At 47.1% G+C, this 21,163-nt stretch carries 23 protein-coding genes; 22 read left to right on the forward strand and 1 reads right to left on the reverse strand.

Annotation, left to right across the window (positions count from 1 at the left end; genetic code table 11):
• Positions 1-10: 10 nt before the first annotated feature.
• Positions 11-1,963: a ribosomal protection-like ABC-F family protein gene (gene abc-f / locus CGC65_RS13405; RefSeq protein WP_038270029.1), complete on the reverse strand. Its 1,953-nt coding sequence runs from the start codon at positions 1,961-1,963 to the stop codon at positions 11-13.
• A 163-nt stretch (positions 1,964-2,126) separates the two neighbouring features.
• Here abc-f and CGC65_RS13410 point away from each other — a divergent pair, with 163 nt between their 5' ends.
• The 22 genes from CGC65_RS13410 to CGC65_RS13515 all read left to right on the forward strand — a co-directional run bounded on the left by CGC65_RS13410 (position 2,127) and on the right by CGC65_RS13515 (position 21,090).
• A complete protein-coding gene (locus tag CGC65_RS13410) occupies positions 2,127-2,789 on the forward strand; it encodes a redox-sensing transcriptional repressor Rex (RefSeq protein WP_002573621.1) in 663 nt (220 codons plus the stop codon).
• A 20-nt stretch (positions 2,790-2,809) separates the two neighbouring features.
• Positions 2,810-3,229 carry a holo-ACP synthase gene (acpS, locus tag CGC65_RS13415; protein ID WP_002567394.1) on the forward strand — a complete coding sequence of 140 codons (420 nt, stop codon included), beginning with the start codon at positions 2,810-2,812 and terminating at the stop codon, positions 3,227-3,229.
• Positions 3,189-4,730, forward strand: a complete 1,542-nt coding sequence (locus tag CGC65_RS13420; RefSeq protein WP_002567395.1) for a bifunctional ADP-dependent NAD(P)H-hydrate dehydratase/NAD(P)H-hydrate epimerase — start codon at positions 3,189-3,191, stop codon at positions 4,728-4,730. Before acpS ends, CGC65_RS13420 begins: the two co-directional genes overlap by 41 nt.
• A gap of 218 nt (positions 4,731-4,948) precedes the next feature.
• Positions 4,949-6,139 (forward strand): alanine racemase, encoded by a 1,191-nt coding sequence (gene alr, locus CGC65_RS13425; protein WP_002567396.1) that lies wholly within the window; start codon positions 4,949-4,951, stop codon positions 6,137-6,139.
• Between the two features lie 148 nt (positions 6,140-6,287).
• Positions 6,288-6,635, forward strand: coding sequence for a type II toxin-antitoxin system PemK/MazF family toxin (locus CGC65_RS13430; RefSeq protein WP_002567397.1), 348 nt, complete (start codon positions 6,288-6,290; stop codon positions 6,633-6,635).
• 180 nt (positions 6,636-6,815) lie between these two features.
• Complete coding sequence (locus CGC65_RS13435; protein WP_038270031.1) at positions 6,816-8,291, forward strand: hemolysin family protein; 1,476 nt, start codon at positions 6,816-6,818, stop codon at positions 8,289-8,291.
• On the forward strand, positions 8,251-9,633 hold the full coding sequence (locus CGC65_RS13440; RefSeq protein ID WP_002567399.1) for an MATE family efflux transporter: 1,383 nt from the start codon (positions 8,251-8,253) through the stop codon (positions 9,631-9,633). Before CGC65_RS13435 ends, CGC65_RS13440 begins: the two co-directional genes overlap by 41 nt.
• A 175-nt stretch (positions 9,634-9,808) precedes the next feature.
• Positions 9,809-10,537: a YebC/PmpR family DNA-binding transcriptional regulator gene (locus CGC65_RS13445; RefSeq protein ID WP_002567400.1), complete on the forward strand. Its 729-nt coding sequence runs from the start codon at positions 9,809-9,811 to the stop codon at positions 10,535-10,537.
• Between the two features lie 405 nt (positions 10,538-10,942).
• Positions 10,943-11,314 (forward strand): DUF3846 domain-containing protein, encoded by a 372-nt coding sequence (locus tag CGC65_RS13450; protein WP_002567401.1) that lies wholly within the window; start codon positions 10,943-10,945, stop codon positions 11,312-11,314.
• A 15-nt stretch (positions 11,315-11,329) separates the two neighbouring features.
• A complete protein-coding gene (locus CGC65_RS13455; RefSeq protein ID WP_002567402.1) occupies positions 11,330-11,656 on the forward strand; it encodes a hypothetical protein in 327 nt (108 codons plus the stop codon).
• A gap of 9 nt (positions 11,657-11,665) precedes the next feature.
• Positions 11,666-12,403: a hypothetical protein gene (locus CGC65_RS13460; protein WP_002567403.1), complete on the forward strand. Its 738-nt coding sequence runs from the start codon at positions 11,666-11,668 to the stop codon at positions 12,401-12,403.
• 192 nt (positions 12,404-12,595) lie between these two features.
• Positions 12,596-12,997 carry a DUF3849 domain-containing protein gene (locus CGC65_RS13465; RefSeq protein WP_002567404.1) on the forward strand — a complete coding sequence of 134 codons (402 nt, stop codon included), beginning with the start codon at positions 12,596-12,598 and terminating at the stop codon, positions 12,995-12,997.
• 189 nt (positions 12,998-13,186) lie between these two features.
• A complete protein-coding gene (locus CGC65_RS13470) occupies positions 13,187-14,287 on the forward strand; it encodes a DNA cytosine methyltransferase (RefSeq protein ID WP_002567405.1) in 1,101 nt (366 codons plus the stop codon).
• Positions 14,288-14,289: 2 nt separating this feature from the next.
• Positions 14,290-14,955, forward strand: a complete 666-nt coding sequence (locus CGC65_RS13475; protein WP_002567406.1) for an antirestriction protein ArdA — start codon at positions 14,290-14,292, stop codon at positions 14,953-14,955.
• A gap of 50 nt (positions 14,956-15,005) precedes the next feature.
• Positions 15,006-15,344, forward strand: a complete 339-nt coding sequence (locus tag CGC65_RS13480; protein WP_002567407.1) for a hypothetical protein — start codon at positions 15,006-15,008, stop codon at positions 15,342-15,344.
• Between the two features lie 44 nt (positions 15,345-15,388).
• Complete coding sequence (locus CGC65_RS13485; protein ID WP_235622251.1) at positions 15,389-16,312, forward strand: hypothetical protein; 924 nt, start codon at positions 15,389-15,391, stop codon at positions 16,310-16,312.
• 50 nt (positions 16,313-16,362) lie between these two features.
• Positions 16,363-17,325: a DNA adenine methylase gene (locus CGC65_RS13490; RefSeq protein ID WP_002567409.1), complete on the forward strand. Its 963-nt coding sequence runs from the start codon at positions 16,363-16,365 to the stop codon at positions 17,323-17,325.
• Between the two features lie 15 nt (positions 17,326-17,340).
• Positions 17,341-17,649, forward strand: a complete 309-nt coding sequence (locus tag CGC65_RS13495; RefSeq protein WP_002567410.1) for a hypothetical protein — start codon at positions 17,341-17,343, stop codon at positions 17,647-17,649.
• Between the two features lie 16 nt (positions 17,650-17,665).
• On the forward strand, positions 17,666-17,845 hold the full coding sequence (locus CGC65_RS13500; protein ID WP_002583659.1) for a hypothetical protein: 180 nt from the start codon (positions 17,666-17,668) through the stop codon (positions 17,843-17,845).
• A complete protein-coding gene (locus tag CGC65_RS13505) occupies positions 17,842-18,996 on the forward strand; it encodes a hypothetical protein (RefSeq protein WP_002567411.1) in 1,155 nt (384 codons plus the stop codon). The genes CGC65_RS13500 and CGC65_RS13505 overlap by 4 nt, the downstream gene beginning before the upstream one ends.
• Before the next feature lie 154 nt (positions 18,997-19,150).
• Positions 19,151-19,876 (forward strand): class D sortase, encoded by a 726-nt coding sequence (locus CGC65_RS13510; RefSeq protein ID WP_235622244.1) that lies wholly within the window; start codon positions 19,151-19,153, stop codon positions 19,874-19,876.
• A gap of 155 nt (positions 19,877-20,031) precedes the next feature.
• Positions 20,032-21,090 carry a CAP domain-containing protein gene (locus CGC65_RS13515; RefSeq protein ID WP_002567413.1) on the forward strand — a complete coding sequence of 353 codons (1,059 nt, stop codon included), beginning with the start codon at positions 20,032-20,034 and terminating at the stop codon, positions 21,088-21,090.
• Positions 21,091-21,163 lie beyond the last annotated feature (73 nt).

Below are 21,163 nucleotides of genomic sequence, written 5' to 3' on the forward strand. Positions count from 1 at the left end.
TTCTGCGGCATCAGGCCTCCTCGGCCAATTCTTCCCAGCTCTGGTACAGCTTTTCCAGCTGTCCGGCTATTTCCTCTTTTTCCTTATTCAGTTCCATAAGCCGGGGCACATCGGTGTACACCTCTTCCAGGGTGAGGAGGGCGTCGATCTCGCTGTCCCTGGTCTCCAGGGCGTGAATGGACTCCTCTGTTTTTCTGAGCTCGTTCTGAATCCTGCGTATACGGGCCTGTTCTTCCTTCTGGGCTTTCCATTCCAGCTTCAGGTCGTTTGGGGAACCCTGGGACGGCCGGTCCGGGGACTGGGAGGAACCGGACACTGCGGATGTACGGCTGTTCCTGGCTGCAAACGCGGCTTCCACCACATCCTTTTTCTCCAGATAATAGTCATAGCTGCCGATATAGTTAATCAGGGACTGTCCGGTCAAGTCCAGAATTCTGGTGGCTGTGCGGTTGATGAAATACCGGTCGTGGGATACATAGAGTACAGTTCCGGTGTAACGGCACAGGGCGCTTTCCAGGATTTCCTTGGAGGTGATGTCCAGATGGTTGGTGGGCTCGTCAAGGAGCAGGAAATTGGCGTCGGAAAGCATCAGCTTGGCCAGGGAGACCCGGCCCCGCTCGCCGCCGCTTAAATCGCGGATCAACTTGAACACATCATCCCCTGTAAAGAGAAAGGACGCCAGGGTGTTGCGGATCTGGGTATTGTTCATGCTGGGATAGGTGTCCTGGATTTCGTCAAACAAGGTCTTATCCATATGAAGGACCTGGTGTTCCTGGTCGTAGTAGCCGATGTGCACCTTGGAGCCCAGACGTATCTCGCCGGCATCGGCGGGCAGCAGCTGGTTGATGATTTTAAGGAGAGTGGTCTTGCCGGTGCCGTTGTTGCCGATGATGGCCACCCGTTCCCCGCGCTTGATTTCAAAATTTACGTCTGTGAACAGGGTCTGGCTGTCAAAGGACTTGCTCAGGCCGGTAACGGTAAGCACATCCTTGCCGCTTTCCACATCCGGCTCCAGCCGGATATCCATGGAGTCGTCGATGTCTATGGGCTTTTCCAGCCGGTCGATTTTATCCAGCATCTTTTCCCGGCTCTCGGCCCTGCGGATGGATTTTTCCCGGTTAAAGGATTTAAGCTTGGCAATGACGGCCTCCTGGTGCCTGATTTCCTGCTGCTGATTTAAGTATGCCCGGATTCTGGCGTCCCGAAGCATGGCTTTTTTGTCGCTGTAGGCCGTGTAATTGCCGCTGAACACGGTCCCGGTTCCATTGTCCAGCTCCACGATTTTTGTCACCACCCGGTCCAGGAAATAGCGGTCATGGGCAACGATGATTACGCTGCCGCTGTAGGTCTTAAGGTATGTCTCCAGCCAGGCGATGGATTCCATATCCAGGTGGTTGGTGGGCTCGTCAAGGAGCAGGATGTCAGGCTTGGTCAGCAGAAGCTTGCCCAGGGATACGCGGGTTTTCTGGCCCCCGGACAGGGCGTTGATGGGCTTTGAAAATTCCTCCTCGGCAAAGCCAAGGCCCTTTAATACGCCGGTGATTTCACTGCGGCAGGCATAACCGCCCTCCAGCTCAAACTGGTGGGTCAGGCGGCTGTATTCCTCCAGCATGTTTTCTAAACCTTCGCCGGACGCGCTTTTCATATCCAGTTCCAGGGAGCGGATGCGTTCTTCCATCTGAAGGATGGGGCGCTTGACCTCCAGCAGGGCGTCGTGGATGGTGCTCTCGCTGTCCAGGTCCTGGTGCTGGGCCAGGTAGCCGATGGAGGCCCCTTTGCTCAGGGCCACGCACCCCTCGTCACAGGCCAGTTCCCCGATGATGATTTTGAGGAGAGTGGACTTGCCGGCGCCGTTGATTCCGACAATGGCTGCCTTTTCATGGTCCTCCAGGTGGAAGGAAACCTGCTTTAATATATGTTTCTCTCCAAATGATTTGCTTATATTGCTGCATGATAAAATCATGGTAAACTCCTTTAAAAACGACATATTTAGCTCTCCCAAGTATAATATACGGAGACGATTTTTTCAAGAACATATGTAAACGGTTTGACATTTTTTTGACGTGTGTTTATAATAGAACTATTAAGGTTTTGACAGAATTGCACAATGGGAAGGTGGATACATCATGGAACGCAAGGAGATTTCGAAGGCAGTCATATCCAGGCTGCCCCGTTATTACCGTTATTTAGGTGAATTAATAGAGGAAGGTGTGGAGCGCATATCCTCCAATGAGCTGAGCGCCAGAATGAAAGTGACCGCGTCTCAGATCCGTCAGGATCTGAATAATTTCGGCGGATTCGGCCAGCAGGGCTACGGTTATAATGTTAAGTACCTCTATTCAGAGATCGCCAAAATACTTGGGATTGACAGACAGCACAATGTGATCATCATCGGAGCAGGAAACCTGGGACAGGCCATTGCCAACTATACGAATTTTGAGCGCAGGGGCTTTGTTATCAGGGGAATGTTTGATATTAACCCCAAACTGATCGGCCTGGTCATCAGAGGGATTGAGATTCGCTCCGTGGATGATTTGGAAACGTTTATCAGGGAGAATGAGATTCAGATTGCTGCTCTGACCATCCCGAAGACAAAGGCGCCGGAGATTGCGGACCGCCTGGTAAACGCGGGAATCAGGGCTATCTGGAATTTTGCCCATACGGATTTGGTGGTACCGGAGGATGTGGTGGTGGAGAATGTGCACCTGTCCGAGAGCCTGATGCGTCTTTCCTACCGGGTCAGCAGCATGTATGACCTGCAGGAGGAGAAAAAGAACGCGTTAAAGTAAATGTTTAGGAAGACAGCACCATGATACTTGGAGTTGGAACAGATTTAATTGAAATCAGACGCATGGAAAAAGCCTGTAAAAAGGATTATTTTGTGGTGCGTACATTTACGGATATGGAAAGCCGGCAAGCAAAGGGGTCCGCCTCTAAGCTGGCCGGCTCTTTTGCTGTGAAGGAAGCGGTTGCCAAGGCTTTGGGGACAGGGTTTCGGACCTTCATGCCCATCGACGTGGAGGTGCTCAGGGATGATATGGGAAAACCCTATGTCCGCCTTTACAGAGGGGCCCTTAAGCGGTTTCAGGAGATGGGAATGGAGCGTCTGGAGGTGTCCATCACCAATACAAGGGAATACGCCATGGCGTTTGCAGTGGGAGAAGGAAGGATAAAGGAGGTACAGCCAAATGAGGATGCTGGTAACGGGAAAACAGATGAAGGCCATTGACGCATACACCATCCACACCATAGGAATCCCCTCCCTGGTCCTGATGGAGCGGGCAGCTCTTAAGGTGGCCCTGGCAGCGGAGCGCCTGTGGGAAAAGGGGGATGTAATCTGGGCGGTGTGCGGCACCGGCAACAACGGGGCCGACGGTGTGGCGGCAGCCAGAATGCTTCATCTAAAAGGATATCCGGTGCGTGTATTTCTGGTGGGAAATCCGGATAAGGGAACAGAGGAATTCAGGACGCAGCTTAAGATTGCAGGCAACGTGGGACTTTTCACTCTGCCGTGGCAGGAGGGGGAGAAGGAAGAATGCGGCCTTCTCATAGACGCGGTGTTCGGCGTGGGACTGAGCCGCCCTGTGGAGGGGGATTACAGGCAGTGTATCGAAATGCTTGCGTCCAAGTCCATCCGCAGCACTGTGGCGGTGGATGTGCCTTCCGGCATTCATGGGGATACGGGAACTGTCATGGGCATAGCCCTGTGGGCGGACCTGACGGTTACCTTTGGATGGGAGAAAACCGGGACAGCCCTGTATCCGGGCCGGGAGTACGCGGGCCGGGTGGAGGTGGCTGATATCGGATTTCCCGGACAGGCCCTGGAGGCGGTGAAGGAAGCAGAGGGGACGGCGGCAGGAGATTTTGCCGTTACCTACAGTGATGATGATTTGAAACGGATACCCAGGCGCCCTGCCTATTCCAACAAGGGAACCTTTGGAAAGGTGCTGATTGTGGCAGGCTCTAAGAATATGTGCGGGGCCGCCTACCTGAGCGCTTTATCCGCATACAGGACAGGGGCGGGACTGGTAAAACTGCTTACGGTGGAGGAAAACCGTCAGATTCTCCAGGAACGCCTGCCTGAGGCCATCATAGCCACCTACACCCCTGACCAGCTCATGGAGGGCAGGGATGAATTCAGGAAGATGATAGAAGCCCAGATGGAATGGGCTGACGTGGTGGTGCTGGGACCGGGACTGGGAAACGGACCCTATGTGGAATATCTGGTGGAGGATATACTGACCAGCGCGTTCGTGCCTGTCATCATTGACGCCGACGGCCTGAATGCCATAGCGGGTCATCCATATCTTACCTCCTACTATACAGAGAACATTATCGTGACGCCCCATCTGGGAGAAATGGCCCGTCTTACAGGGGAGGGAATCGATCAGATTAAGGAGAACCTGGCAGCCACGGCCCTGGAGTATGCGGGCCGCTACGGCCTTACCTGCGTGTTAAAGGACGCCGCCACTGTGACTGCGGGACGGGACGGGAACCTGTACATCAACTCCAGCGGCAACAGCGCCATGGCAAAGGCAGGCTCCGGCGACGTGCTCACAGGCATCATAGCAGGTCTGATAGCCATTGGCATGGAGGAAGAGGAGGCGGCCTGTCTGGGTGTATATCTTCATGGACGGGCAGGGGACGCGGCTGCCTCTAAAAGCGGCGCCCACAGCCTGCTGGCTTCGGAACTGGCGGATGCTGTTGGCAGTGTGATGACCATGGTGTGACGGTCATGGTGTGCGGCTGGGGTGTGACAGTCATGGTGTGCGGCTGGGGTGTGATGGCCATGGTGTGCGGCTGGGGTGTGACAGTCATGGTGTGACGGCCAGGGCGTGACAGCCAAGGTGTGACAACTGCGGTGCAGCATCCGTTCCGCCGCGCCAAATAATAAAATGAGATTGAAAATGGGCCGGAACAGAGGCCCGTGACACAGGAGGCAACAACAATGAATTCTTACAGCAGAGTTTACGCATCCATTGACCTGGATGCGGTGGAATCCAATATGAGGGCAATGAAGGACAGTCTGCCTCCTTCCGCTTCCATGATCGGGGTGGTAAAGACAGACGGGTACGGACACGGGGCAGTTCCGGTGGCCAGGGCCATTGATCCTTACGTAAAAGGGTACGCGGTGGCCACCATTGACGAGGCGATTATCCTGCGCCGCCACGGCATCCAGAAGATGATTCTGGTACTGGGCGTGACCCATGAGAGCCGTTTTGAGGATCTGGTCCGGTACGATATACGCCCTGCCATGTTCCGGTATGAGGAGGCGGGGAAATTGTCTGAAACAGCTGTAAAGAACGGCGCCAGGGCAAACATCCATCTGGCGGTGGATACGGGCATGAGCCGGATTGGAATGACGCCGGATGAGGCGTCGGCAGACGAGGCGGCCCGTATATCCAGGCTTCCCGGAATATGCATTGAGGGTATGTTTACCCATTTTGCCAGGGCAGACGAGGCGGACAAGGCATTTTATGAGGCACAGTATAAGAAATACAGGGAATTCTGTGAAATGCTCTGCAGCCGTGGGGTGGATATCCCGATCCGCCACTGCTCCAACAGCGCCGGTATTGTGGAGGGGCTGGACTCCAACGGACTGGATATGGTGCGCGCCGGAATCTCTATTTACGGCCTGTACCCATCAGACGAGGTGGCCCGGGACAGGGTGAAGCTGGTTCCTGCCATGGAGCTTAAGAGCTTTATCACATACATAAAGACCATTGGGCCGGGTACGGCTGTGAGCTATGGGGGTACCTTTGTGGCGGACCGTCCCATGCGTGTGGCCACCATTCCCGTGGGATACGGGGACGGCTACCTGCGCAGTCTCTCCAACAAGGGAGCGGTGCTTATCCGGGGAAAACGGGCAGAGATCCTTGGCAGGATATGCATGGACCAGTTTATGGCAGATGTCACAGACATCCCGGAGGCAGAGGAAGGCGACCAGGTGACTCTCATTGGAAGGGATGGGGAGGAATGCATCACGGTGGAGGAGTTAGCTGCCTTAAGCGGCGGTTTTCACTATGAGATTATCTGCCAAATCGGCAAACGGGTTCCAAGAGTCTACCTGCGGGACGGGAAGGCCATTGGGAAAAAGGATTACTTTAATGATATTTACGAGGGCTTTGGATATATGTAAAAGCCTACCAGGCTCAAAGAGAACGTCTGATTCATATGTTATTAGTGTGGCGTAAAGCCGGCCGGATGCACCAGTGTATCCCGGCTATGTATACACAGGTCAAAAATGTCAATACTAAGGTTGAATAAATTGACGGAGTGTGAACGATGTGATTATCAGACGTGGAGATATTTATTATGCAGATTTGCGGCCGGTGGTGGGTTCGGAACAGGGGGGAGTGCGCCCTGTGCTGATTATCCAGAATGACGTGGGAAACAAGCACAGCCCCACGGTCATATGTGCGGCCATTACATCCAGGATGAACAAAGCCAAGCTGCCCACCCATGTGGAGCTGCCCACCAGGCGCTGTGCCATGATTAAGGATTCGGTCATTCTCCTGGAACAGCTGCGCACCATTGACAAGCAGAGACTGAAGGAGAAAATCTGCCACATTGACGAGGAGCTTCAGCAGAAGGTGGATGAGGCCCTTATGATTAGCCTGGAACTGCGTACATAAGCAGGCGGGGGACCCGTGAGCGGGAACCAAGAGCAGGAGCATAAGGCACCATTGACGAAATATGAGAAAAATGATATGATAAGCAGAGTTATGCCGTATTTTAGGGGTATAGCTCTGTTTTTTTGGCAGGGCCCGACGGTTATGGTGTTTCATGAGTATGAAAGGAGTCTTTTTGTCATTATGGACGATGGTTATCCACCTGTCAGTATCCTCATATTGATAGGATTTATTCTTCTGGAGGCAGTGTTTTACGGTTTTGGTTCGGCAATACAGAATGTGAACGAAGGGAAGCTGGAAGAGGAGGCGGCCGGGGGGAATAAGAAGGCCGCGCGTCTGTTAGAGATAGTGAACCGTCCCGTGCGGTTCGTCCATACCATCCAGGTCACCACCCATCTGATGGGTATGATTATAGGAGCGGCGATCCTTCCTGCCATGATTGGCATGGTGGAGCGCAGGTTCCTTTTGGGAAAGGTACTGGCCTGGGTAGATCCGGCCCAGGTGATGGCGGCAGCGGGCACGCCCTGGTACAGGAATCCGTCCTGGTGGCAGTGGGCAGGGATTCTGGCCCTGGTCACCATATTTGTCCTGGTGCTGGTTATCAGCTTCGGCATCATCATACCTAAACGTCTGGCGGCCAAGGAGCCTGAGAAGTGGGGATACCATATGCTTCCGGTGGTGCTCTTTTTCGCGGGGCTATTCCTGCCCCTGACACGCCTGATTACGTTGATTTCTTCCCTGGTGCTTAAGCTCTTCGGGGTGGACCTGGCGGATGACGACGGCAACGTGACAGAGGAAGATATCATGTCTATGGTGAATGAAGGCCATGAACAGGGTGTCCTGGAAGCGGATGAGACAGAGATGATAACCAATATCTTTGAGCTGGGAGACAAGGAAGCCGCGGATATCATGACGCACCGCACCAACATGACGGTTCTGGACGGCAGCATGAGCCTTAAGGAGGCAGTGGATTTTATCCTGAATGAAGGCGTGAATACCCGGTACCCTGTATACGGAGAGGACATAGATGATATCATCGGCATACTCCACATGCGCGATGCCATGACCTTTGCGGAAAAGGAAGAGAACAAGGACAGGATGGTTATGGACATTCCCGGCCTTTTAAGGGAAGCCAATTTTATACCTGAGACAAGGAACATCGACACCCTTTTCAAGGAGATGCAGTCCCGCAAGATTCACATGGAAATCGTGGTGGATGAGTACGGACAGACAGCAGGCCTTCTCACCATGGAGGACATACTGGAAGAAATCGTAGGCAACATCATGGATGAATACGATGAGGAAGAGGATTTCATACAGGCCATGGAGGATGGCACTTTTGTCATGAGCGGCCTTACGCCCTTGGAAGATGTGATGGAAACCCTGGATATTGAACTGCCTGAGGAGGACAGCGACACCTACGATACCCTGAATGGATATCTGGTCTCACGGCTGGACCGCATCCCTCAGGAAGGGGAGAACCCCCAGGTGGAGTTCGGCGGCTGGCTCTTTGAAGTGGAGCGGGCCGGCAATAAGATGATAGAGAGCGTCCGGGTCGTGCCTGTGCCAGAAAGCGGGAAGGCTGCGGACCGCGGGAAAGATTCGGTGGAAGAGAAATATGATGCAGTTAATAGAGAGTACGAAGGAGATGTTTCGTGACAGCAGATTTTTAAGGAAGGCGCTGATGATTGCCTGTCCCGTGGCTCTGCAGGGAATGCTCAACACAGTGGTAAACCTGGTGGATACCCTGATGATTGGCACCATGGGGGCCACCGCCATAGCGGCAGTGGGACTGGCCAATAAGTTCTTCTTTGTTTTTTCGCTTCTGGTATTCGGAATTGTCAGCGGAAGCGGCGTGCTGGCGGCCCAGTTCTGGGGAAACGGTGATTTGAGGAGCATACGGAAGGTCCTGGGGCTTTCCATACTTCTGGCTCTGACAGGGGCCTTGTTCTTCGTTGTGCCGGCCCTTGTTTCCCCACAATCCGTCATGCGCATATTCACCACCAGCCATGACAGCGTGGAGCTGGGGTCAAAGTATTTGAAAATAGCGGTATTAACCTACCCCTTTCTGGCCATGACCAATGTGTATGTGGCCATACTCAGGGCGGTGAACAAGGTCATTTTCCCTGTCATAAGCAGCTGCATAGCAATCGTGATTAATATATGCCTGAACTATGTGCTGATTTTCGGCAAGCTGGGTATGCCTGCCATGGGAGTGTCGGGTGCGGCTGTGGCCACCCTGATAGCAAGGATAATTGAAATTGTGCTGATTCTGGGGTATGTGTACGGAAAAAGGCTTCCGGTGGCCTGCGGCCTTCAGGATTTGTTTGGCTGGAGCAGACTGTTTGTCAGCCGGTTTTTCGGCACATCAGCCCCTGTCATTGCCAATGAGTTCATGTGGGGGCTGGGCACCACCATGTATTCTCTGGCATACGGGCGCATGGGGGACGAGGCAGTGGCGGCCATCACCATTGCCACCACCATACAGGATATACTGGTGGTATTGTTCCAGGGCCTGAGCGCGGCCACTGCCGTTATCCTGGGCAATGAGCTGGGGGCAGGCCATCTCAAGCGGGCGGAGAAGTATGCGGTGCATTTCTTCATCCTCCAGTTCATTGCCACGGTAGGCGTGGCAGTGGTGCTGATTGGCATTCGCTGGCCCATCATCGGCCTTTACAACATTACGCCTGAGGTGGCCCGGGACGTAAGCCTGTGCATCCTGATTTTTGCGGCCTACATGCCGGCCAAGATGTTCAATTATGTCAATGTGGTGGGTGTGCTGAGAAGCGGCGGCGATACCAAGATGTGTCTGTTCCTTGATACCAGCGGCGTGTGGTTCATCGGCGTACCGCTGGCGTTTTTGGGAGCCCTGGTGTGGAGGCTGCCTATCTATACAGTGTATGCCCTGGTTATGACGGAAGAGGTATATAAGGCTGTTCTGGGATATATACGGTACAGGCAGAAGAAGTGGCTCAGGAACCTGGCTTCAGATGTGGGGTGAGTCTGGCAGACAGGGGCTGGGCAAAAGGGTCTGCCGGCCGAAGAATTTTTCTTGCCATATAAAAAAAATCGTGTTAATATAGAAAAGATGTGTATAAAATACAGCAGAAGGCTGTATTTGAACGTATAAACCATATATAAACCATAAAAGAAGAAACAGGAAAGGGTGTTTACCAATGTCAGGACATTCAAAGTTTGCCAACATTAAACATAAGAAAGAGCGCAACGACGCTGCCAAGGGCAAAATCTTCACTGTCATCGGCCGTGAGATTGCAGTCGCTGTAAAAGAGGGCGGGGCAGATCCGGCCAATAACAGTAAACTGAGGGACGTCATCGCCAAGGCAAAGGCCAACAACATGCCCAATGATACCATTGACCGCGGCATCAAGAAGGCGGCAGGCGATGCCAATTCCGTAAACTACGAGACCCTCACATACGAGGGATACGGCCCCAACGGCGTAGCTATCATCGTAGATACACTGACCGACAATAAGAACCGTACGGCTGCCAATGTGAGGAGCGCCTTTACAAAGGGCGGCGGCAACGTAGGCACACCGGGAAGCGTGTCCTATATGTTTGACAAAAAGGGACAGATCATCATTGACAAGGAAGAGTGCGACATGGATCCGGATGAGCTGATGATGCTTGCCCTGGATGCAGGAGCAGAGGATTTCTCCGAGGAGGAGGACAGCTACGAGGTCGTTACGGCGCCTGAGGATTTCAGCGCGGTGCGCGAGGCACTGGAGGCCCAGAGCATTCCCATGATGCAGGCGGATGTGACCATGATTCCCCAGACATGGGTGGAGCTGACCGATGAGGATGATATCAAGAAGTTAAACCGTACACTGGATTTGCTGGATGAGGATGACGATGTCCAGGCTGTGTACCATAACTGGGATGAGTGATCAAAATAGATGACATAACCGCAAAGCCAGTAAAATCAAGGCTTCCGGCGGTTTTTGAGGGCGATTTTCAAAGCCCCAAAAAATCCAATTTTATAGATGACATAGCGTTTTTGGAGTCAAAAAACGATTTTGAGGCAGTGAGATGAAAAAAATCTCACTGCCTTTTTTCATTTCTGAAAATCGACAAAAAAGTGGTTTGCAAAAATATAACCATTTTTTGAAAGAAATTTGAAGTTTGTGAAAAAGAGATAAAGTTTATTTTGAAAGAAACTGTATCTTTGTTGATACAGTTCGAAATATATTTTTTAAAAGAGAGGAGGAATTCAGATATAACAAAAAAATAAATTTATTTTGTGAAAACCAACTAAATTAAGTAACCTTCAAAAAATGAAAAGAGGAATGAAAATGAAGGAAAAAGAAATCAAAGTACTAAGAGTAAAGCCGCATGAACATCCTGAAGTCTATATGCTGAAAAATACATTGGAAGCAATGCAGGAAGCAGTAGGAGGATATATTGACATCGTAGGATTAGATGACAATGTATGCATCCTATTAAATGATGAGGGAAAATTGATAGGCTTGGAAGGTAACAGGAGAATCGGCAGCGATATCATCGTTGGCGATTTTTTTGTTTGCGGCAGTGACGAGGAAGGAAACCTGACATCATTGAGTGAGGAGGCGTTGGACACATACACAAAAATTTTTTATGAACCACAGGAGTTTACAAAAGAAGAAATAGAAGAAACGACAGTAATTGAATTTTACACATTTGAATAAGGAGGATGTACAGTTATGAAAAATATGAAGACAGAACCAAGTGAAAAAACAATTATTTACAGAACTCCAGGTGATCCTATTGAAATCACAGATGAAATGCTGGAGAATGCAGAGATCAATCCTAATGAATTGGTAGATATCATTCTTCAAAAGGGATGCATCATTATAAAGCCAACAAGTGTGCTTGGCAGATTACCAGAGGATCTGCTTTTGCTTTATGAAGAACTTGGATTTTCGAGAGAAATGGTGGAGTGTGTTTTTACAAAATATGCTGAAGAAGCAGGAGGATTCGATGCTTTGGTTGAACAAATCAAAAAAGAAAAAAATGTGGCATTGTGGTAAGGTGAGAAAATGCGAAAAATAACAGACTTAAGAGGAATCAAAGATACCGCCAAAGTATTCCTGCACATGAATATAGAAAAAACAAAGTTTTCGCCGTTGGTCATCAAGCATCCGTTTACAGATTCAGCGATGGTTTGTCTGTCGCAGACTGACGGCGAAATTGCTTTTGCCAATATTATGGAAGACACAAAGGCATTTACCCTATGGAAAGAACAAGTGGAAAAGCAGATTGATACTGCGGAAGATGTGTTTGGGGTATATCACCTCATGACAAAATCTTATCTGCTTGCTTTTTTAAAATATACGGAATCATACTTGTCCAGAGAGGATTTTTCCAAAATGCTTGCAGACATCTGGATTCGGACAGAAGCACCTAATCTTGATCCCAACTTCAAGCAGAAAGAACTGCTGGATCTGTTCCGTGATTCAAAACAGGAGGAGATGATGACAGAAGATGAAATAGAAACACTGCGAAGCCTGCCGGAAACAGTATCGGTTTATCGAGGCGTGACTTCATATAATGCAGGCAAGGTCAAAGCCTTGTCTTGGACACTGGATCAAAAGGTTGCCCAATGGTTTGCCAATCGATTTGGAGAAAACGGTACTGTTTATGAGGCGGAAATTTCAAAGGAACATATTTTAGCGTTATTTAAAGGAAGAAATGAGTGGGAGGTGATTGTGGAACCAGATCACTTACTTCAGTTATCAGAAGCTATGGAAGAAAATATGGAAGAACCACAGTTATAAAAACATGATGGCAGGAACATGAAACATTCATGTTCTTTTTTTGTGCCAGAAAGGAGCAGAAATGAAAAGAAAGTATCCGCAGAAGAATAAACAGCGACCGGCGAAAAAGCTTCCGCCGGAGAGCAGAGTCCAGCCTCATAAAAAAGTAAAGTATCACAGGCGATCTGATCAGATTTACGGGAGGTAATCCATATGGAAAAAGCATCCCATAAAGCCAATGTGCAGTGTGCCGAAGACATCGGAAAAGCCATCAACAGTTATTTCGATGGTTTTCATTACCATACAGGCTTTGAGAAAGAACTTATTGAAACCTATGGCATGGAGCAAGTCAAATATGTTGTTGCTTATAACATCCAGCAAAAGCTTAACGATGGAAGGATCAGCAAAGAGAATAAGACCTGGGCATTGCAGAGCCAAATGAACCAAGGCGAAGGCAACCCCAAACCGGAATATACGATCCATACCCACAGTGGCTTGTTGGATTTATTTGCCAATAGTATTCGAGAACAACAGCTTATCCATGAAGCCGAAGAAAACATGAAAGGAGGTGATGCCGATGAAATAGAAGAAACTGATCTGGATATGCAGATATAAGCAAAGAAACAAGGCGGAGCAATCCGCCTTGTTTCCGTTTTAAGATTCTGAAAACAAGCCCATAAGACAAAACGAATCGGAGCAGAAAGCTCTCTTTTCGCTGCCGTCTTACAGGTTGTTGTATGTTACCTCAGAAAAAAGGAAACGTCAACAGCATGAAAAGAAAAGACAGCGAAAGGAGAAATGTGTATGTATTTTTTGGATTTTTTTGCTGGGATCGGGTTGTTCCGTTTGGGACTGGAGCAGGCAGGCTGGACCTGCAAAGGGCATTGTGAGATAGACAAATATGCCAATATGAGCTATCAGGCGATGCACCACATAAAGGAGGGAGAGTGGTTTGAAGAAGACATCACCAAAGTCAGTGCCCAAAGCCTACCAGATGTCGATCTTTGGACAGGCGGATTCCCTTGCCAGGATGTCTCAATGGCGGGGGAAAGGAGAGGATTATACGGAGAACGAACTGGCTTGTTTTTTGAGTTTGTTCGACTCCTCCGAGAACGAGGTTACCATAAACCCAGATGGCTTATCCTTGAAAATGTTAAGGGAATCTTTTCCTCTGGCGGAGGCTGGGATTTTGCCATTGTTCTATGTGAACTGGCCGCATTGGGGTACGGTGTGGAATACGCGCTTGTCAATTCCAAAGACTACGGTGTACCCCAAAGCAGAGAGCGTGTGTACATTATCGGAGATCTTACAGGAAGAAGTACCGGAAAAATATTTCCTCTCAGAAGTCCAGGCAAGACAGCTCCTGCACAGATTATTGGAGGCCCACAGGGAAGCAGGATCTATGACACAGGAGGTGTTTCACCAACTATCACTTCTGGAACAGGAGGATTAGGCGCAAAAACAGGTTTATACTTTGTTGCAAAGGATGAGCAAAGCGGTCTTGTGACAAAACCATACAGCGGCACCATTGACGCAAGCTATGGAAAGGGCTTGGGATGCCGACAGCATAGGACAGGCATTTTGGAAAGCAGACTGCCAAGAGCTTTGTTGAATCCAGGAAAAGAAAAAACAAGACAAAACGGAAGGAGAATCAAAGAAGAAGACGAGGAAATGTTTACACTTACGGCATCTGATATTCATGGAATCCTTTTGGATTCCCGTATCCGAAGACTGACACCATTGGAAACATTTCGTCTGCAAGGGGTACCGGATGCATATTTTGAAAGAGCAGCCAGCGTATGTTCAGACGCACAGCTGTATAAGCAGATCGGAAACGCAGTCACAGTGCCTGTGGTACGAGCCATAGGCGAAAAAATAGCGGAATATTGGAAAGGGGAAAAATAAATATGATTCAAGTGACTTTTTGCAGTAAACAACTTTTTGAAAAGAAAAATGAGGTGGATGTTTCTCTCAGACTTCCCGCAGATGCAGAAACCATGAAACGATATTTAGATGCAGCTGGCGTCAGAGATATGGATGACCTTCTGATCAGTGATTTCAGCATCCATGAGCTTTACGCATGGAGCTGTGGAGAATATCAGGAATGGGATAAAGCTGATCTTAACGAGCTGAACTATCTGGCAACAAGACTTGAGGAATTGTTTGAGGAAGACCAGGATGAGCTGTACTGTGATTTATTGGAAATGCATCAGCCTCAAAGTGCTGCTGACATGATCAATCTATCTTATGGTTTCGACAAAGTATCTTATGATCCTGCAATTCGAAGCAATCAGGAATTGGGAGAACACCTTGTAAAGAACAATCTTTTTGTGGTTCCAGAAGATATGAAATCATTTGTGGACTATAACAAGGTGGGACAGCTTTATCTTTATACCATGAAACATTCGAAAGACGCTGGCATGATGCAAGTCGATGAGAATGGTTGTATCTGTGATAGCCACAAGGAGCAGGAAAGATATGGTTATTATGACGGAGTGAATGTTCCAGAGGAATATATGATTCTGACAGAAGAAGTTTTTGAAGATCAAGCACAGCAGCATATTCAAAGCTGAGAGCAGACAGATGGTCTGTTTTTTTATTACTTATTAAGGAGGAATTTTATATGATTCGTTTGTATGTGGCAAGTGAAAAGTTGGTAAAAGAGGAAAAAGACATCTGTGTCAGATTGGTGCTTCCGGTAGAAGAAAATGAAATCTGGATTGCTCTTCAGAAGGCAGAAATGGAATCATTAGATGACTGCGAGATTTCAGATGTAGAGTGTGATGTGGAAGAAGCACAGGAGTTTTTGTGTTCTTTGGAGATCAGCAAAGCAAATATCTTTGAGTTGAACGTTTTTGCCGGTCTTCTTTCCGCATTGCCGGAAGATGAATTGATGCTTTATCGCAAGAAGCTAAAAGATCAGCAGCCCAAAAGCCTCGAAGAAGCCATTTATGAGATTTGACGCAGGCAGAAAAAATTGCAAAGGAGGTGTAGCCGTTGAATGAAGTGATAAAGCAAATGCAGAAAAGAATTGTGGAAGGCATACAGCTTCCAGATAAGAAGCAGCAAAATCAGTTAAGAAAAGATGTGGAACAAGCACTGCAGGAAAGCATCAAGGATTTAGCAGAGCATGGCGGCGGACCACAAGCAGAAGACAGGTTTTGGAAACGATTAGAGCATATTGCAGCCAAAGAGCCGAAAAATCGAATCATATATCAGCACTATCAGGATATTAGTTATTTCTGGCAGTATACGGAAAACTGGTATAGTTGCTATCCGCCGAACTTAAGTGAGGAAGAAAGAGATAAAGCTCTTGGTTATGCGGAATTTAAAAGAAAAAACGTGGAAGACAGAGAAAGGTATATGACCGTCTATTTCCCGTGCGGCAGAATTGGTTTGAAAGGTTTTTTTGTAGACAATAAATTACCTGAAAGCTGTGGGCATACGGTTTATGGAGTTTATTGCGAAAATGAAAAAACATATACCATAGGAGAAATGCTTGAAAAACTGCCAAAAGAAGAAATGGATGTATTTCAACTTAACGAGCTATTCTGCAGGTTTGATAAGCTGCCAGAGGAAATGCAGCGTGTATATGATTTGACGCTTCAATTAAAAGAACCGAGAAATGTAAAGGGAATGATCGACCTGATGGAACATCTTTCGGAAGTCTGTGTGGTAAACGGCATCCAAAATGAAAGGCAGTTAGGCGAGTTTTTGGTGGAAAATGAACTTTTTGATGTTTCATTTCCAGATGAAGTTTTGCCATATCTGGATTACGCAAAAATCGGCAGGGAACATATGCAGACACATCAGGGGAAACTTATTCAAGGTGCGTATGTGGAAGATACTTCTACTGATAATGTAAATCAATTCAGCCAAGAATCAAACGAAGAAAATGACCAAAGCGATGATTATGAAATGAAGTTGTGAAAGGAAGGGATAAAAATGGATAAAGGCTCATAGAAGTGAGGCGATGAAATATGGTAAACAGTATGATTCCATGGATTGGTGGAAAACGATTGATGCGTGAGTTCCTCATTGCACGTTTCCCACCGCATTATGATAAATATGTAGAAGTATTCGGTGGTGCTGGTTGGGTTCTTTTCGCCAAAAAGCCGGAAAGGTTTGAGGTGTATAACGATGCCAATTCTAATTTGACCAATATGTTCCATGTGGTAAAACATAAGCCCATGAGCTTTGTAAAAGAGCTTGGTTTTTTGCCGCTGAACAGCAGAGCTGAGTTTGATCTGATGCTGGACTGGCATAGAAAGCAAGATTTTTCACTGCCATATCAGACAGAAGAAATGGCACTGGCAAAGATTTATCTTTCCCCTATAGATTTTCGGGAGTATAAAGAACTGATCACAACACAGGCTGAACTGGGCGATGTCAGGCGAGCAGCTACATTTTATAAGCTGATCCGCTACAGCTATGCGGCAGGTGGAAACAGCTTCAATGGTCAGCCGGTAAATATCGCCCAGACATACCGCACCATATGGCTTGCCAACCGCAGGCTGAATGAAAACGGCGTGAAGAGTGACAGTGAGATTTTGATGGCTGGCGGAAATCCGGGCAAAGGCGTGATCATACAGAATAAAAGTTTTGAGGTCATCATCGCTTTGTATGACAGTCCAATGACTTTCTTTTATCTTGATCCTCCGTACTATGGAACAGAAAAGCAGTATGAGGAGCTGTTTACATTGGAACTGCATTATCTGCTCCGTGAAGTGCTGGGGAAGATAGAAGGATTTTTTATGCTTTCATACAATGATTGTGCGTTTATCCGTGAGTTGTATAAAGATTTTTATATCACGCCTTTTGAAAGACTCAACAGCATAGCACAGAAATATACACCAGGAGGTATGTTCAAAGAACTTGTGATTACAAATTACGATCCAAATCTGAGGTTAAACAGTCAGCCAAAACAGCTGACTTTATTATAAAAAGGAGGTATTGATATGACAATCAATTGTTTTAAAACTGTCAGTGCGAAGGGGTTGATTTATCTGCCTGTGGCACTTAGAAGATTCGTTGGAATCCATGAGGATGATGTGGTGCAGATAACCGGAAGGGGCGGGATCATTTTAATCAATAAGGCGGAAGTGACTGCGGAGAACCCTGTGGAGGTACTGCAGGCAGATTTCCAAAAAGAAAAGGAGGATGCGGAAAAAGAACGAGATCAGATCAAAAACAGAATCAAGCAGTTATTAAGCGAAGGAAAGTCCTTAGATGAAGTATTGGACGAAGTCCTTCGCTTTTTGTTTTGAAAAGGGGTGATAAGCCATGGACATTGAAAAAGCATTGAGGCAGTATCAGAAAACAAAGGATTTTTCTGATGACTGCCAGAGGAAAAAAACAGAACTTTTTGCTGATTTTCATGTTCTCCCCGATGACCTGACTATAGAACGCATGGTACTTGAGGAGAAAAGAAAAGAATTAGAAGAAAGGAGGGAATCCGTATGAAAAAAGCAATCTTATGTCTGATTGCGGCAGTATCATTGCTTCTGCCTGTATCGGCTGTGGCATCTCCGGTGAGCGTAGAAACGCCGATACAAGAGGAAAATGCAACTGAAAACACATTGCCTGTACCAATCTCCATGGAAAGGAAAAACATAGACGGTGTGGAATATCTGGTCAAGGTTTATGATCTGCCGGCGAATACACCACAAGAGCAGCTGGTGGAAGAAGACTTTGTATTGGAAGATTTCCTGTTCAGCTATATCGCTGCGGATAAACAGCTCAATGAGAATAAGGACACAAAAGAAGTCACAGAAGACGCTAAGGCAGAAGGCGGTTCCAAAAATCTGGAAGATGTCATCAAACTCTTTCCAGCAACAAAAACATACGACAAAGATGGATATCAGGGTACATTGACACTGGATACCGGCAGCATCGTCACAGAGGTAGCAGGCTATACCACCAAGAATTATACGGTATCTGCCACAAAGGAATACCCAGGCTTGATGTATGCCGATCCTTCTTACGTTGCTCAGTCAACAGTAAAAGATGGATATACATTGCCCTTGACCAATGTCAGCTGGACCGTTATGGGAACATCCCTTGCCGGAGATACTTTGGTACCCACAGAGTATAAGGCAGTAGCTACTTATTCAAAAACATTCAGCTCGCAGGTGCCTACGGGCTATGTGTCCACAGCAAGATACAAAGGCAATGTAACGAAGACAACGGCGGATACGGCAACCTTTACCATTACTTACGCAGGAAAGCTGATAGAAAATGGAATGCCGCCAGTATTAAAAGCAGTAACAGGCATTATTGCGGTACTGCTTTTGGGCTGTGCCATTGCCATGCTTTTGCTTTATCTGAAAAACAGGCAAGGGGCTGATGTGTATAATCTCATTGACAAAGAGTATATCTGCATCGGAAGACAAAATGTCGATCCAAAGCAACCTGTCATTGATTTGAATGAGTTTGAGGACTTGATTCAAAGCAATGTATTCCAGTTTGTGCTGGACAAGAAAACAACAAAGGCACTTTTCGGCAGGAACATCAGTGTGACTTATAAAGACATGACAGTCAAGCACAGAGTCAATGAGAAAAAAGGAGAATATCGATTTGAGCTGGATTTGGGAGGTGTGTTGGATGCGGAATAGAGTGAAAAAGTTTAAAATTTCTGTCCCAAGCATTATAAAAACAGCAATGGTTTTCCCTATGATTTGCGGAGTTTTTTTCTGCGTTCCAGCTTATGCTCTTGACTCAGATTTAAGTTACAATTACAAAACAGAGAATCAAGAGGAGTTTGTTATTGTGGGAAAATCCAATATCAATATTCAGGGAGAGATACCAGATTATCTCAGGGACATATACGATGTATCGCCGCAGACAGTTTATGATTCAGAGTATGGTGCCAATGTAGTGGAACCAAATGCGCCATCCATTAACCACACTACATACGCACCAGTAAATGCACCAATCAATCCTTACACCCAAAGTCCAAGCAGCCTGATTTCAGGTGCAGCCTATGGTGGTGGTACTAGTGGAAGCTATACAGCGAATATTTCCTCAGACGGCTATGTGACAAATGAGATTCCGGAACAGGTATATGACGAAGTTCTGCAGTATCCCTTAACAACCATTGAGCAGGTGCGAAACAGCGATGGGAGCATTGGCGTATTGAAGATTCCAGAAATTGGGCTGACGGTAACCGCCTATGACGGTGATACCTTCACAGCGATGAAAAAAGGTGTGGGACATTTGGCTTCCACTTCCTGCTGGAATGGAAATATCGGTTTGGTAGGACATAACAGAGGTACCAATGACTACTTTGGAAAACTGAAAAAACTGGATATTGGCGATGAAATGACCTATACCACAAAACTTGGTACAAGAACCTATGTGGTAAAATCCATTACAAAGATTGCCGATACGGACTGGTCAAAACTTCAATACACCAGTGACAACCGCCTGACATTGATTACCTGTGTGGAAGATGTGGGCGATCAGCGTCTTTGCGTGCAGGCAGTGCAGAAATAATCTTTTGCTTGCAGTGTAAATGCTTTTCCAATATAAATGATATTGAAAGGAAAACAAAGGGAAGGAGGCGAAATAAATATAGAAAGACTTTGACAGAGTATACGGTTTCCAATTGATTCAAAATGCAGTGAAAAAGAAAAAGGAGCGTGAAAAATATGAAAAAACGATTAGCAGCCATATTGGCAGCCACAATGGTATTAGGTACAGTACCATGTGCTTTCGCTGCTGACCAGATCACAGTTACAGTTGATGGGGAAAAGGTCAATTTTGAGGATCAGCAGCCAGTGAATATTGATGGTCGTATCATGGTTCCAATCAGAGATGTAGCAGAAAAAATGGGCTGGGAAGTGGAATGGTTCACATATTACGGAGATACGGTTGTAGATGGCACATTCCAAATAGAACATTCAGCTATCTTTACAAAGCCGATTGCATCTACTGATAGATATATGGCAGGCTATCACAGCAGTCTGAACATCGAAGATAAAACAAAAACAAAGTCAGTTTGGGGCGCAACACATATTTTGACACAAGGTGAAGATTTACTAGTTTCTGCTCCCGCAAAAGTAATCAATGATCGTACATTAGTAGGAATCAGAGATTTGGCAGATTGTATGTATGCAGATGCTCAGTGGGATGCAGAAACAAAAACCGTTGCAATCAAAACTACTCCAACTGAACAACTGCCACAATACAATGAAATCCTGGCAAATGTTGCTTCGGTGAAGAACCAAGAACAACAGGAAATGCCAGAAACAAAGCCAACTCTTACGATTGAAGAGGAACAGCGTCAAAGAACAGAAAAATATGCAGCAGAACAGAATGCAAAGCGTGATGAATTCGCTGAAGAAGTCATTGACCGTATCAACCAAGAACGTGAAAAGAATGGGTTAAATAAGCTTCAAATGAATGATGCTTTGATGGAAGCAGCAGATGTAAGGGTAAAAGAAATTGTAACAAACTTCTCTCATACACGTCCTGACGGAAGAAAGGCAAAAACAGCCGCAAATGAAGCAGGTTTTGAAGGAAACTATATCGGTGAGAATATCACAGGCTTTGCCAATACACCCAAATGGGCTGTAGATAATTGGACGGAATCAGATGGTCATAGAGAAAATTATCTAAATCCTGAATATACTTATACAGGTGTTGCATACCTGTATGATAAAGACAGCGAATATGGCAGTTACTGGGTACAGATATTTGCAAGGTAACAAATAGAAGTGAATAGAGCAGGCAAAAAAGAGATACAAAAATCAAATTGTATCTCTTTTTTTAATGCCAAAA

Source organism: Enterocloster bolteae (assembly GCF_002234575.2).
In the GTDB taxonomy this organism is placed as follows: Bacteria; Bacillota; Clostridia; order Lachnospirales; family Lachnospiraceae; genus Enterocloster; species Enterocloster bolteae.

Coding starts and splice junctions, on each gene's coding strand:
- abc-f (WP_038270029.1), bottom strand. CDS start 1,963: ATGATTTTATCATGCAGCAATATAAGCAAATCATTTGGAGAGAAACAT.
- CGC65_RS13410 (WP_002573621.1), top strand. CDS start 2,127: ATGGAACGCAAGGAGATTTCGAAGGCAGTCATATCCAGGCTGCCCCGT.
- acpS (WP_002567394.1), top strand. CDS start 2,810: ATGATACTTGGAGTTGGAACAGATTTAATTGAAATCAGACGCATGGAA.
- CGC65_RS13420 (WP_002567395.1), top strand. CDS start 3,189: ATGAGGATGCTGGTAACGGGAAAACAGATGAAGGCCATTGACGCATAC.
- alr (WP_002567396.1), top strand. CDS start 4,949: ATGAATTCTTACAGCAGAGTTTACGCATCCATTGACCTGGATGCGGTG.
- CGC65_RS13435 (WP_038270031.1), top strand. CDS start 6,816: ATGGACGATGGTTATCCACCTGTCAGTATCCTCATATTGATAGGATTT.
- CGC65_RS13440 (WP_002567399.1), top strand. CDS start 8,251: ATGATGCAGTTAATAGAGAGTACGAAGGAGATGTTTCGTGACAGCAGA.
- CGC65_RS13445 (WP_002567400.1), top strand. CDS start 9,809: ATGTCAGGACATTCAAAGTTTGCCAACATTAAACATAAGAAAGAGCGC.
- CGC65_RS13450 (WP_002567401.1), top strand. CDS start 10,943: ATGAAGGAAAAAGAAATCAAAGTACTAAGAGTAAAGCCGCATGAACAT.
- CGC65_RS13455 (WP_002567402.1), top strand. CDS start 11,330: ATGAAAAATATGAAGACAGAACCAAGTGAAAAAACAATTATTTACAGA.
- CGC65_RS13460 (WP_002567403.1), top strand. CDS start 11,666: ATGCGAAAAATAACAGACTTAAGAGGAATCAAAGATACCGCCAAAGTA.
- CGC65_RS13465 (WP_002567404.1), top strand. CDS start 12,596: ATGGAAAAAGCATCCCATAAAGCCAATGTGCAGTGTGCCGAAGACATC.
- CGC65_RS13470 (WP_002567405.1), top strand. CDS start 13,187: ATGTATTTTTTGGATTTTTTTGCTGGGATCGGGTTGTTCCGTTTGGGA.
- CGC65_RS13475 (WP_002567406.1), top strand. CDS start 14,290: ATGATTCAAGTGACTTTTTGCAGTAAACAACTTTTTGAAAAGAAAAAT.
- CGC65_RS13480 (WP_002567407.1), top strand. CDS start 15,006: ATGATTCGTTTGTATGTGGCAAGTGAAAAGTTGGTAAAAGAGGAAAAA.
- CGC65_RS13490 (WP_002567409.1), top strand. CDS start 16,363: ATGGTAAACAGTATGATTCCATGGATTGGTGGAAAACGATTGATGCGT.
- CGC65_RS13495 (WP_002567410.1), top strand. CDS start 17,341: ATGACAATCAATTGTTTTAAAACTGTCAGTGCGAAGGGGTTGATTTAT.
- CGC65_RS13500 (WP_002583659.1), top strand. CDS start 17,666: ATGGACATTGAAAAAGCATTGAGGCAGTATCAGAAAACAAAGGATTTT.
- CGC65_RS13505 (WP_002567411.1), top strand. CDS start 17,842: ATGAAAAAAGCAATCTTATGTCTGATTGCGGCAGTATCATTGCTTCTG.
- CGC65_RS13515 (WP_002567413.1), top strand. CDS start 20,032: ATGAAAAAACGATTAGCAGCCATATTGGCAGCCACAATGGTATTAGGT.